The organism is Gammaproteobacteria bacterium (assembly GCA_028819075.1).
Lineage (GTDB): Bacteria > Gemmatimonadota > Gemmatimonadetes > Longimicrobiales > Gaopeijiaceae > BD2-11.
Genome location: JAPPMM010000024.1, coordinates 87,866 through 100,304, shown reverse-complemented (window position 1 = coordinate 100,304; position 12,439 = coordinate 87,866). Strand labels below are relative to the sequence as shown.

Below are 12,439 nucleotides of genomic sequence, written 5' to 3'. Positions count from 1 at the left end.
AACACAACGTGCGCGTTCCCAGAAGCGTCGTCGTCCTCTTCTGCACGGTGCTCCAGTTGTGCCTGGGCACGGTATACGCGTGGAGCTTTTTCCAGACCATGCTGGTGCGCGACTCCGGCTGGACCTTTAGCGAGACCGCCGCCGCGTTCAGCATCACGATCTTCTGTCTGGGGGTGTCGGCGGCGATTGCGGGGCAGGCGCTCCCGAAGGTAGGGCCCAGGGCTCTCGCCCTGGCCGGCAGCGTCCTGTTCTCGAGCGGCTATCTGGTCGCCAGCCTCGCGCTGTCGCTGGATTCCCTGTGGCTCTTCTATCTGGGATACGGGGTGATCGGGGGTGCGGGCATCGGGATGGGTTACGTGACGCCGGTTGCGACCGCCGCGAAGTGGTACCCGGATCGCAAGGGACTGGTGACGGGCATCGTGGTGATGGGCTTCGGCGTCGGGGCACTCCTGCTGAGCAAGGGTCTGGCGCCTCTTCTCGTGGTCGGAACGGAAGGCGATCTCGCGCAGGTATTCCTGTGGCTGGGGATCGTGTTTGCCTGCATCCTGGTCCCGTCCAGCCTGTTTCTGAGCGATCCGCCGGAGGCCCCGGCGCCCGCGTCCGGGGACGGCTCGAGGTCGCCGCCGCCCGAGAGGGTGGAGCCGGCCGCGCCCTACCTGCGCACTTCCCAGTTCACGATCATGTGGATCGTGTTCTTCTCCAACATCGCGGCCGGCATCTCCGTGATCAGCTTCCAGTCCGAGCTCCTGCAGGAGGTCTGGGGGCTGGCCGACCCGTCCCTCGGTCCCGCGATGCTGGCCGAATACGGCGCCACGCTCATCGCTGTGAGTTCGGTCTGCAACGGCGTCGGACGACTCCTGTGGGGCTCTCTCTGCGACCGCCTGGGACAGGTCAGCGTGTTCCGCCTTCTCCTCGCCAGCCAGATGGTGGTTTTCGGCATCCTCATGACCGAGTCCAACCCCTGGATCTTCTCCGCCCTCGTCTGTTACGTGCTCCTCTGCTTCGGCGGAGGATTCGCCACCATGCCGTCGTTCGTCGTGGACGTCTTCGGCTCGAAGAACATGTCCAAGATCTACGGCACGATCCTCACCGCGTGGGCCGCCGCCGGGATCATCGGCCCGATGTACGTGGGCTATCTGAAGGACACGTATCCCGACCGGGCGGTCATGTACTGCTTCCTGATCGGCATCCTGCTGCTGGGTACGGGATACGTCTTCTCGTTCCTGCTGGATGGCGACCGGGTCAGCCTGGGCCGCCCGACCGTGAAGGGCACGCTGCGCCGTTACGGGGTGCCGGTGACGGAGGAGGGGTAGCGCCCATCCCATGAGCCGGACCTTGACCGTCGTCCACGGAGACGGCATCGGCCCGGAGGTCATGTCCGCCACCCTGTCGGTGCTGGACGCGGCCGGCGCGGGACTCGACTACGACGAACGGCTGGGGGGGATGGCGGCGCTCGAGCGGGTGAACGATCCGCTGCCCCCGGCCACGCTCGACTCCATCCGGGCGAACGGGGTGGCGCTCAAGGGGCCGCTCACGACGCCGGTGGGCGGCGGGTTCCGGTCCATCAACGTCGCCATCCGCAAGGAATTCGACCTCTACGCCAACGTGCGGCCGGTGCGCACCTTCGTTCCCGGCGGGCGCTACGAGGACATCGATCTGGTCCTGATCCGCGAGAACACGGAGGGGCTTTACGTCGGGGTGGAGCACTACATCGGCATGGAGGGCGATCCCCGGGCCGCGGCCGAGTCGGTCATGATCGTGACCCGCTTCGGCGCGGAGCGCATCTGCCGCTACGCCTTCGAGTACGCCCGCCGGCATGGCCGCCGCAAGGTGACGCTGGCGCACAAGGCCAACATCCTCAAGTACACCCAGGGACTTTTCCTGGACGTGGGCAGGGAGCTGGCCGGCGAGTATCCGGACATCGAGTTCGAGGATCGCATCATCGACGCCACCGCGATGCAACTGGTGCTCAACCCGCACGCTTTCGACGTGCTCGTGATGGAAAACATGTTCGGCGACATCGTGAGCGACCTGATGGCCGGGCTGGTGGGCGGGCTGGGCATGGCCCCCGCCGGCAACATCGGCCGGGGCGTTGCGATGTTCGAGGCGGTCCACGGGTCGGCGCCGGACATTGCGGGACAGGGCATCGCCAACCCGACGGCTCTCATGCTGGCCGCGTGCGCCATGCTCGACCACATCGGCCAGCCGGAGACGGCCGCCCGCATCCGTGGGGCCCTGCGGCAGGTGCTGGGCCGGCGCGAGACGGTGACCGGCGACCTCGGCGGCAGCGCATCCACGCAGGAGTACGCGCAGGCGGTGATCCGGGCGCTGGAGTAGGGTCCGCCTAGCGCTCGCGCACCTCGCGCACCAGCACGCTGCGGCTCACGGAGACCTCCGCGGCGCCGCCGAGCGATTCCGGGCGGACCCGGGACCAGTCGCGCACGATGCTGAGGATGCGCCCGGTGGAGCGGCTGGTCACGATCGCGCCTCCTCCACCGCCGTCGCGGTCCAGGGTCGTGAAGCCCTCGGGGCCGGTCAGCGTCACGCGCGCCAGTTCGTCCGCCCGGCCCTCCTCGACAGGAACGGCGAAAAGGAAGCCCGCCCCGCCGTGGTCGATCCTGTCCGGCGTGAAGCTCAACGAGAACATGCGTCCCCCGGTCGTGTCGATCCCTTCCAGTCGGTACGGGCCCGGTGACGTGGGAAGCTTCACCGGCGTTTCCCACTCGAAGACGGGTTCCAGGCGCAGCTCCCCGTCCTGAACTCTGCCCCACAGCAGCAGCGTCTTCTCGACTGCCCCTCGTTCCGCGGTGGCAGTTGGCGCCGGTGGAAGCCCCATCCTGTACTCGAGGGCCTTCGTGAAGCTGAAGTCGCTGGTCCATGCCGGGTCGCAGTAGGACATGAAGTCGCGGTAGCGGGCCGGACTGATCAGCCTGCCGAAGTCGCCTCCGGTGCTGAAATCGACGCCCCAGACGCCCGTGTACGCGTCGGTGTACGGGTAGTCCGGATCGGGCCCTCCCGCGCCACAACCGGGAGCGTGTCGGAGGCTCAGATTGTGACCCAGTTCGTGGGCCAGGGTGCTGCCGAAGGGTCCGTCGCCGCGATAGACCCCCGCAACGTGTGACAGGGTCAGGCCGGCCCACCCGCCGATGTAGGCGACGCCCCCAAAGCCCCACACCGGCCGATAGCGCGAGGCCGGCAAGGCCAGGATACCGTGGTAGTAGTCGTTGGTGCCGCCTGCTTCGATGAATCGGAGCAGTTGGATTTCGTCGAGAAGTCCGAAGCCGCCCTCCTCCACCGTGTCGGCTTGGGTCGTGTACGGCTCCCGCACGCTGATATTCAACTCGGAGAGCGGCAGCACCACCTGGGTCTCCTGCAGCGCCGCGTGGGAGTTGCTGGTGGCCAGGTCCGCGACCAGAGCGGCCACCGGGGCATTGTCGACCTTGCTGGTCTCCGATTCGAACGCGACCGGGACGAGCGTCACGTCGAGCGGGGGCAGCGCGCGCACGTCCAGCGACTCGCGACCCGTCGCCGGAATTCGCATCTGGCTGCCCGTGAGCGTCGACAGAGTGCTGTCCGGGTCGATCTCGACCACCATCTCCAGGCCGGGCTGCAGGACGGAATCGGGGATCATGGCGTTGAACGAGGCGTTCAGGCTGCTCTCGTCCACCCTTCTCGGAAGGCCGGAAGGCGGGCTCAGGTCGGCAACGTGGATCTCCTCGTCATCGAGAAAGAAGGTGGCCCGCGCGGAAGGACGGTACGAGTTCAGAAAGTCGGCGGTCACGAAGACCCGCAGCAGCGCCTCGCGGTCCGCGACCAGCGGCACCTTGCCGGCGTAGGACTGGGTAGCCTGGACGAGGTAGGCGGCTTGCGCTTCGACCTTCAGATCCGGCGGGTTGACCAGCACCAGCGGTGTGCCGGCGACAGGCGTGATGCCCTCGAAACAGAGGAAGCCAACGCACTCGTCCACAGGCGTGGTTGGCAGGGAGTCGAGCTGGATGTACTGCGAGACGCTGCCTTCCCGGCGGGTGACGGTAACCAGTCGGCTGAGCGTGTCTCCCGCGGCGATCGAGACGACCGTCGAGCGCGGCTCGCCCCCGCGGGCGCCGAACACGAGGCGCATGTCGAACGGGGCGCCTTCCCTGACCGCGATGCCGATCTGTGCGGGTCCTTCCGCCAGCGGGTCCTCGTTGTCCGTCCTGACGGCTTCCAGGGTAAGTGGGAAGGGATCGGTCAGATTGTCCTCCAGCCAGAGAATCTCGAGTGAGGCGAGGCCGGCGAACACGCCCCGAGACAACTCCGTCAGCGCATTGCCGAAAACAGAGAGATTCTTGAGATCGGGCGTGCCCTGAAAGACTCCTTCCGGCAGTCGCGTCAGGTCGTTTCGGTGCATGTACAGCTCGGTCAGATCGCCGAGGTCGTCGAGGAGGCCGTCGGGCAACTCGGTCAACTGGTTGTCGCCGAGGCTGAGCAAGTCGAGGTCGTCGAGGCCGTCCAGGACGCCATCGGGCAACTCGCTCAGCCGATTGTACGAAACGGCAAGGGTGTCGAGGCTGGTGAGGTCGGCAAAGACGCCGTCGGCCAGTTCCGTCAATCGGTTCAGGTAGATCGACAGGTAGTTGAGTTCGCTGAGGCCGCCGAAAACACCCTCGGGAAGCGACGCCAGCCGATTTCTGCTGAAATACAGGTTCCTGACGTCGGTGATGTTGTCGAAGACGCCTTCGTTCAACTCGGTCAAGCGGTTTGCCGAGAGCGTCAGGTACTCCAGGCTGGTCAGATCGTCGAAGGCGCCCGCCGGCAACGCGGAAAGGCGGTTGCCCGACAATCTGAGCGCCTTGAGTTCGGTGAGGTTGTCGAAGACGCCGTCGGGCAGTGTCTCAAGTTCGTTGCCACCCAGCCAGAGGGTGTCCAGAGCCGTCATGTCGGCGAAGATCCCCTCGGGCACGGTGGTCAGCCAGTTGGATTGCAGGTAGAGCTTCTTGAGAGCAGTGAATCCGCTGAAGCTGCTGTCGGGCAATGCGGTCAGCGCGTTGCCCGAAAGATCGAGGTATTCCAGCCCGGTGAGCGCTCGGAAAACGCCTTCCGGGAGCGATGCCAGCAGGTTCTCCTCGAGATTCAGGGTGTCGAGGTTCGCGACATCGGCGAAGACGCTGTCGGGCAGCCCTCGCAGGAAGTTATGGCTGAGATCCAGGAACACGAGGCCGCTCAAGCCCTCGAAATCACCATTCTTGAGGGAGATGATGCGCTCGTCCTCGCCGTCGGCTCCAGCCATGTCCATGAATACCGTGCCGATCCCGGCAGGACCGGATGGCCGGGACTCGCATGAGGTCGACGCGCCGCCGCGCTGGAATTCATCCGTGACCGCTTCCGCGCAATCGGCACCCGACGCCGAAGTGGTGTCCTGGTGCGGACCACTGACGTCGAGGCGCCTGAGGCGCGCCAACAGTCCCGCGCTCACCTGTGCGCATTCCGTGCGGTTCGTCGCGGCCATGAGCGCGTCGCGAACCTGCGGAGTCCGGCTGCAGACGCCGTCGGTCGACGAGCTGTTGACCGAAACCTGAACCACGGCGCTCAGGTCTCCCGCCACAACCCTGATCGCGGCCGTTCCCCGGGCGACCGCCGTCGCCAGGCCATCCTGGTTCACGGAGATGACCGATGCGTTTTCGCTCGACCACGTAAACGGGGCGGGGAAGGCATTGCCGTGCTGGTCCAGCACGGTCACCGTGAGTTCCGCCGTCTCACCGGGAATGCCGAGCTCGACCGTGGCCGGGGAGACCGAGAGCGAAACCGCGCGCGGTGGCTCCGGTTCCGTGACGTCCTGGACGTCGCCACATGCCGTCAATGCCAGGAGGACAAAAACGATGGCGACTTTCTTCGGAAAATACTGAAACAGGCTCATGGTACATTCGCCTCGATTCATCAGGTGTCGCATGCCATGCCTTGGGGAGTCTGCACTGGCGGACCTCTGTCGGGTGCTTCCCTACTAGTCTGCCGGGGGGGATCGACGATACCTGCAATCTCGACACCGCCGCAAGGGGGCGCCGCCTTGCCGTGACGGGCCGCCTGAAGCATCCTTTCGCGGCGGCACTGCGGGTGCATGAGCCTGACCGAATGGCCGGCGAGACGCTTCGACAGGGACGACGGAAAACCCATGGGCATTCGTGACTCGATCGCAGACGAAATCCAGTGCTCGCGCTGCGGTGAACTCCGCGACCGCAGCGATGTCGACCGCCTTCTGTGGTGCGTCGGCTGTCGCGCCCGCGCCCGGCTGATCGCCACCCGCAGGGCGCGCATCGCCGCAACCGGGCTCGCGGTGATCGTGGCGGGTTACATCTGGGGCATCATCCGCCCGACCGACGTGGTGATCGGCGGCTGGATCGCCACCGTCATCGCGGCCTACTGGATCGGCGGCAAGCTGGCCCGCGAGATCTTCTACGGCATCGAGCGCTCCAACAGGAAGCGCTATCCCGGCAGCACCGGCTGAGCCCGCGAGGCGCCTCTTCGCCCTGACGGACGCCGGGGGAGGGGACGATCTCCGTGTCCGCTTCGTTTTCCGTTAGCTTCCCTGCGCATCTCCAGGACCGTCGGCGACAGGGGCACCCTCATGGCGGAAAAATTTCAGGGTTTCGACTTCTACGATCTGGACTCCGCGCTCAGCGAGGAGGAGCGGATGATCCGGGACGCCATCCGCGAGTGGGTGGAGGAAGAGGTCATTCCGATCATCGGCGAGGCCTACTACGAACGCAGGTTCCCCCGCTCGCTCATCCCCGGGCTGGGCGAACTCGGGGTCCTGGGGGCCAACCTGCCGGCGAAGTACGGCTGCGCCGGCCTCAACAACGTCGCCTACGGGCTCATCATGCAGGAACTCGAGCGTGGAGACTCGGGGCTGCGCTCGTTCGTGTCGGTGCAGGGCGCGCTGGTCATGTACCCCATCCATGCCTTCGGCTCGGAGGAGCACCGCCGCGAGTGGCTCCCCCGGCTTGCCTCGGCGGATGCCATCGGGTGCTTCGGCCTCACCGAGCCCGACTACGGCTCCAATCCCGGCGGAATGATCACCACCGCGAAGAAGACCGCCGACGGCTGGGTGCTCAACGGCACCAAGATGTGGATCACCAACGGCTCCATGGCCGATGTCGCGGTCATCTGGGCGCAGACCGACGCGCCCGACAACCCCAGGGGCATCCGCGGGTTCGTCGTCCCAACCGACACCCCCGGCTTCAGCGCGCGCGACCAGACCGGGAAGCTCTCGCTGCTCGCCTCGGACACCAGCGAGCTCGCGCTGCAGGACGTGCACGTTCCGGACGACGCGCTCATGCCGGGCAGCACGGGTCTCAAGAGTCCGCTCATGTGCCTTACCCAAGCGCGCTACGGGATCGCGTGGGGCGTGGTGGGCGCCGCCATGGCCTGCTTCCACGAGGCGCTCGGCTACAGCACGCAACGCGTCATGTTCGACACCGTGATCGGCGCCAAGCAGATCCAGCAGGTGCGCATCGCGGACATGCTCACCGGCATCACCCAGGGCCAGCTGCTGGCACTGCAGGTCGGCCGCCTGAAGGACGAGGGCAAAGCCACGCCGCAGCAGGTATCGCTGGCCAAGCGGGCCAACTGCCACATGGCCTGCGAGGTGGCGCGGGAGGCCCGGCGGCTGCTGGGCGCCAACGGCATCCTGGTGGAGTATTCGGCCATGCGTCACATGGCCAACCTCGAGTCGGTCTACACGTACGAGGGCACGCACGACATCCATTCCCTCATCCTGGGACAGGCGATGACCGGGCTGTCCGCCTTCTGACCTTGACCCCCGACCTGGCGCGGCGCAGGTTACCTGCCCGGCGCGACATTGCCCGCCTCGCTAGCTCAACTGGTAGAGCAACTGACTCTTAATCAGTAGGTTCGGGGTTCGAGTCCCTGGCGGGGCATAGGAGGTCGGAGACCCACATGCTCGCTCTTCCGCACGACCCACGACAGCGGGCGTCCGGTCGCCTTCTCGGCCTCGGCCTGGTCATCCTCGCCGCGTCCGGATGTGGAACCCGGGACGAGGCGCCAGGTGGAGCCGGCGTGGTCGATTCCCCGGCGGCGCAGCTGGTCCAGCGCTCGATCGCCTTGCACGACCCTGAAGGAATCTGGGGCTCGCGAGCCATCGACATGGCCTGGTTCGGCACCGGCTCCGATGGCGGCGAGCGCGTGTCCGTGGAACTCCGTTTCGGCGCGGATGAACGCGACTTTGCTCTTTCCGGTCGCTATGCGGGATCGAGTATCGAATACGAGGTTTCCGGCGAGGTCTGGGCCGCCACGGTGGACGGCGACGGTTCGCCGGACGGAGAGACTCTCGCTCGAATGCGGCTCGACCGCGAGGACGGCGTTTTCTGGCGCAGCTACTACGGCTTTCTGGCCGGCCTGCCCATGAAGATCGCGGATCCCGGTGCCCGTCTGGACCCGGAGGTGGCCGAGACGACGTTCGAGGGGCGGGACGTCCAGGCGGTGCGGGTGACCTACGATCCGCAGGTGGGCGGCGACACCTGGTACTTCTACTTCGATGCGGACACCGCGGAACTCGTGGGCTGCCGCTTCTACCACGACGAGAGGGCCAACGACGGAGAGTACATCACCTTCGAGGGGCTGGCCGAAGGGGACGGTCTGCGCCTCCCGCGCTACCGCGAGTGGTACACCAACGAAGGCGACCGCTTTCTGGGCTCGGACGAAATCCGCTCCGTCACCGTGAGGTGAGCGGCGGCCCGCTTCTCCGGCACTGCTACATCGAGAATACCGACCTGCCCCGCGAGAACGTCTCCAGAATCGGGATGAACTCCAGGTTCTCCGGGTCCGCGGTCAGCGGGTTCTCGTCCAGGATCACCAGATCCGCCTGCTTGCCGACCGTGATCGAGCCCTTGGTATCCTCCTCGAAGTACTGGTAGGCACCTCCGAGCGTCACCGCGTGCAGGGCCTGCATCGCCGTCAGCCGCTGATGCGGTCCCAGGATGTGCCCGCTGCGCGTCTTGCGGTTCACCGCGATCGACACCAGGCGCATCATGTGCGGCGGGACCACGGACGCGTCGTTGTGGATGGTGAAGTTCACCCCCCGTTCGAGGGCCCAGCCCATGGGGCTGGTGTTGTTGCCGCGATATTCGCCGAAGCTGATCCGGTGCCAGTCGCCCCAGAAGAAGGCGTGCGCCGCGAAGAACGAGGGAACGACGTTCAGGACGGCGGCACGATCCAGCTGGTCGGCGCGCATGAGCTGCGCGTGAATGATGACGGAGCGGTGGTCGGGCATCGGATCCATGCCCGCAACCGCCGCGTCCACCCCGTCGATCATGAGGTCCATGGCCGCGTCGCCGTTGGCGTGCACGATGATCGGAATGCCTCCCCGGATGAGTTCGCCCGCGGCCGCCTTGTACGCGTCGGGGATCATGACGCCGTATGCCACGTAATCCGGCGGGGCACCCGGGGGGCCTTCCTCGTAGGGGATCGTGACCCATGCCGTGCGGCCCTGCGGGGAGCCGTCGAGCATCAGCTTCACCCCGCCGACCCGGAAGCCGCCCTGGTAGTCGCGCGTGTAGCCTATGCTCGCCAGGTCCGTGGGCGTCTCGTTGAAGCGCGCGAAAGCCGCGACGTCCGCCTTGAAGGGCTCGCGGTTCGCTGCCGCCTGGAACGCCTCGGCCTGCGCCGGTCCGGTCCCGCCGTCCTGGATGGTGGTCGTGCCGTGGCTCAGGTAGATGTCGATCGACCGGCGAATCAGCTCGTCGAGTTCCTCGCCTGACGGGGTGGCGCGACGATCGAATGCGAGCAGTCCGCGGGCGGTTTCCTCCAGCACCCCGTTGGGCTCCATCGAGCCCTCCATGCGGCGGACGTGCCCGCCGGGCGGATCGGGGGTGTCGGCGGTAATGTTGCTGGCCGCGAGCGCGGCGGAGTTGGTCGTGGTCAGGTGGCCCGACACGTGGGTGAGGATAATGGGATGTTCGGTCGAAGCGCGGTCCAGATCCTCGCGCGTGGGGTGCCGGCCCTCCTCCAGCAGCGAGTCGTCGTAGCCGCGCCCGGTCACCACCTCGCCGGGCGGTATGTCGTGCTCGTCGATCCACGCGCGGACCTTGCGCACGACGTCGTCGATGTTGTTGACGTCGCCCACCGGCGGGGGGTGCAGCCCCAGGGAGGTCTGGTCGCGCCCCGCGCCCAGGAAGTGGCCGTGCGAGTCGATGAAGCCGGGCAGGAGGGCGTTGTTGCCCAGGTCCACCACCCGGGTCGATGGCCCCTGAAGCGCCATCACGTCGTCCATCGATCCGGCCGCCACGATGGTCTCCCCGCGAACCGCGACCGCCTCCACGGCGGGCTGCTGCGGATCCATGGTGACGATGTTGTCGCCGTGGAAGATCGTGTCGGCGGGGTCGGCCTGCGGAGCACAGCCCGCGAAAACGAGTGACAAAGCGAACGCGACAACGGCGAGGGGCTGCTTCGACCTGCTCATGACGCTCTCCGGGCCTTCTGAGGATGGATATCCGGTCACCGTGCGACGCGGAGTCCCCGCGCGTCAAGCGACCCGGCCGCACCACGCCCAGCATCTTGCCCGCGCCAGCCGCCGCCCCGTACTTCTACTCCCCTGAAACGCGCTCGGGTGGAACATGGTGGGCAGGCTCCCGCGCCCAGGTTCCGTATCCCGGCCGGCTGCACGCCGACACTGCTGCCGACGACCAGGAGGCTGCACATGGCAAAGAGAACGATGACCCCCTCCGAGGCGCTGGTGGAGACGCTGGTCGCCGAGGGTGTCACTGACGTCTTCGGGTTGGTCGGATCGGCGTTCATGGACGCCCTGGACCTCTTCCCGGATGCGGGCATCCGCTTCATTCCGGTGGCCCACGAGCAGGCCGCCGCGCACGCTGCCGACGGGCTGGCCCGGGTCTCGGGGCGACCCCAGGCCTGCATCGCCCAGAACGGGCCCGGCGCCGCCAACTTCGTCTCGGCGATCGCGGCGGCGTTCTGGGCGCACTCCCCGGTTGTGGCCATCACGCCCGAAACCGGCTCGCTGGGCATCGGCACGGGCGGCTTCCAGGAGCTGGACCAGATGCCGATGTTCGAGGCGCAGACCGTCTTCCAGGTGCGCGTCAACCGTCCCGAGCGCATGGGCGAACTGGCGCGCCGCTGCTTCTACAGGGCCAAGCTGGAACTGGGCCCGACCCACCTGAACATCCCCCGCGACTACTTCTACGGGGACATCGAGGACCAGATCTTCGCGACCCCCACGCTCGGAGCCGGGCGTCCCCCCCGGGCCGACATCGAGAAGGCGGTCGGCATCCTGAAGGAGGCCCGCTATCCGGTCATCGTCTCGGGAGGCGGCGTGAGCCAGGGCGACGCCGTGGAAGAGGTAAGGGCGCTGGCCGAGCACCTGAGCGCGCCGGTGGTCAACACCTACCTGCACAACGACACCTTCCCCTACAGCCACGAGCTGGGGTGCGGCCCCATCGGCTACTGCGGGTCCAAGGCGGCGATGCGCACCATCGCCAAGGCGGACGTGGTGCTGGCGCTGGGGACGCGGCTCGGCGTCTTCGGCCTTCTGCCCCAGTACGACATGACCTACTGGCCGGAGGACGCAACCCTCATCCAGGTGGACCGGGACGCCCGGCAGTGGGGCATGAGCAAGATCCCGGCCTTGTTCTCAGTCGCGGACGTCGGGGAGTACGCCGCGGAGCTGCTGGAGGAACTGAAGGGCGCGCTGCCGAGCCCGGGGCGGAACGAGGAGCGTATCGCGGACGTCGCGCGCGAAAAGCGGGCCTGGGACGACGAACTCGAGACGTGGTCCTCCTCCACCGACAGCTTCATGCATCCGCGCCGCTTCCTTTGGGAGTTCACGCGCGCGCTCCCCGGCGACGCGCTGGTCACGACGGACATCGGCAACACCTGCTCGATCAGCAACGGGTACCTCAGGTTCGACGGCCCCCGGCAGCATCTCGCCGCGCTGACCTGGGGGAACTGCGGCTTCGCCTACGGGGCCGCGCTGGGTGCGAAGGTCGGCAATCGCGGTGCGCCGGTCTTCGCCATTCAGGGAGACGGCGCCTGGGGCATCAGCGGGCTGAGCGAGGTCATGACCGCGGTGCGCGAGGACATCCCGGTCATCGCCGTCGTCATCAACAACCACGAATGGGGCGCCGAGAAGAAGAACCAGATCGACTTCTACGACAACCGCTTCGTGGGCACCAACCTGCGCGCCAATCCGGACTTCGCCGAGGTGGCCGAGGCGATGGGGGCGAAGGGCTACCGGGTCGAAGACTACCGCGACGTGAAAGACGTGGTGCGCGACGCCATCGCCAGCGACCGGCCCTGCGTCATCAACGCGGTGGTCGAAGGCGGCGCGAAGGTGCTCGCCGAGCCCTTCCGCCGGGACGCGCTGGCGATGCCGACCCGTCATCTGGAGAAGTACGCACACCTGAGCCTGGACTAGCCGCCCATACCGGAGGAA

General features: G+C 67.2%; 8 protein-coding genes and 1 tRNA gene. 7 read left to right on the top strand and 2 right to left on the bottom strand.

The genetic code is table 11. From position 1 onward, the window contains the following. Positions 1-8 precede the first annotated feature (8 nt). Both OXU32_06175 and OXU32_06170 read left to right on the top strand, forming a co-directional pair. Positions 9-1,313, top strand: a complete 1,305-nt coding sequence (locus OXU32_06175) for an OFA family MFS transporter (GenBank protein MDE0073551.1) — start codon at positions 9-11, stop codon at positions 1,311-1,313. A 10-nt stretch (positions 1,314-1,323) separates the two neighbouring features. Next, complete coding sequence (locus OXU32_06170) at positions 1,324-2,337, top strand: isocitrate/isopropylmalate family dehydrogenase (GenBank protein ID MDE0073550.1); 1,014 nt, start codon at positions 1,324-1,326, stop codon at positions 2,335-2,337. A 7-nt stretch (positions 2,338-2,344) separates the two neighbouring features. Here the strand turns inward: OXU32_06170 and OXU32_06165 are convergent, their stop codons facing one another. Further along, on the bottom strand, positions 2,345-5,896 hold the full coding sequence (locus OXU32_06165) for a leucine-rich repeat protein (protein ID MDE0073549.1): 3,552 nt from the start codon (positions 5,894-5,896) through the stop codon (positions 2,345-2,347). Positions 5,897-6,094: 198 nt separating this feature from the next. Here OXU32_06165 and OXU32_06160 point away from each other — a divergent pair, with 198 nt between their 5' ends. From OXU32_06160 to OXU32_06145, 4 genes are all read left to right on the top strand, one after another. Next, positions 6,095-6,481 (top strand): hypothetical protein, encoded by a 387-nt coding sequence (locus OXU32_06160; protein ID MDE0073548.1) that lies wholly within the window; start codon positions 6,095-6,097, stop codon positions 6,479-6,481. 120 nt (positions 6,482-6,601) lie between these two features. Beyond that, positions 6,602-7,786: an acyl-CoA dehydrogenase family protein gene (locus OXU32_06155; GenBank protein MDE0073547.1), complete on the top strand. Its 1,185-nt coding sequence runs from the start codon at positions 6,602-6,604 to the stop codon at positions 7,784-7,786. Positions 7,787-7,840: 54 nt separating this feature from the next. Then, a tRNA-Lys gene (locus OXU32_06150) sits at positions 7,841-7,913 on the top strand. 19 nt (positions 7,914-7,932) lie between these two features. Beyond that, positions 7,933-8,721 (top strand): DUF6503 family protein, encoded by a 789-nt coding sequence (locus OXU32_06145; protein ID MDE0073546.1) that lies wholly within the window; start codon positions 7,933-7,935, stop codon positions 8,719-8,721. A gap of 25 nt (positions 8,722-8,746) precedes the next feature. On the opposite strand, the gene OXU32_06140 is transcribed toward OXU32_06145, so the two are convergent. Next, positions 8,747-10,453 (bottom strand): amidohydrolase, encoded by a 1,707-nt coding sequence (locus OXU32_06140; GenBank protein MDE0073545.1) that lies wholly within the window; start codon positions 10,451-10,453, stop codon positions 8,747-8,749. Between the two features lie 237 nt (positions 10,454-10,690). Between OXU32_06140 and xsc the strand changes: the two genes are divergently transcribed. Next, positions 10,691-12,421, top strand: a complete 1,731-nt coding sequence (gene xsc / locus OXU32_06135; GenBank protein ID MDE0073544.1) for a sulfoacetaldehyde acetyltransferase — start codon at positions 10,691-10,693, stop codon at positions 12,419-12,421. Positions 12,422-12,439 lie beyond the last annotated feature (18 nt).

Excerpts from the sequence above, each read along its gene's own strand:
- OXU32_06170 (MDE0073550.1), top strand. The coding sequence starts at position 1,324 with ATGAGCCGGACCTTGACCGTCGTCCACGGAGACGGCATCGGCCCGGAG.
- OXU32_06140 (MDE0073545.1), bottom strand. The coding sequence starts at position 10,453 with ATGAGCAGGTCGAAGCAGCCCCTCGCCGTTGTCGCGTTCGCTTTGTCA.
- OXU32_06155 (MDE0073547.1), top strand. The coding sequence starts at position 6,602 with ATGGCGGAAAAATTTCAGGGTTTCGACTTCTACGATCTGGACTCCGCG.
- OXU32_06145 (MDE0073546.1), top strand. The coding sequence starts at position 7,933 with ATGCTCGCTCTTCCGCACGACCCACGACAGCGGGCGTCCGGTCGCCTT.
- xsc (MDE0073544.1), top strand. The coding sequence starts at position 10,691 with ATGGCAAAGAGAACGATGACCCCCTCCGAGGCGCTGGTGGAGACGCTG.
- OXU32_06160 (MDE0073548.1), top strand. The coding sequence starts at position 6,095 with ATGAGCCTGACCGAATGGCCGGCGAGACGCTTCGACAGGGACGACGGA.
- OXU32_06165 (MDE0073549.1), bottom strand. The coding sequence starts at position 5,896 with ATGAGCCTGTTTCAGTATTTTCCGAAGAAAGTCGCCATCGTTTTTGTC.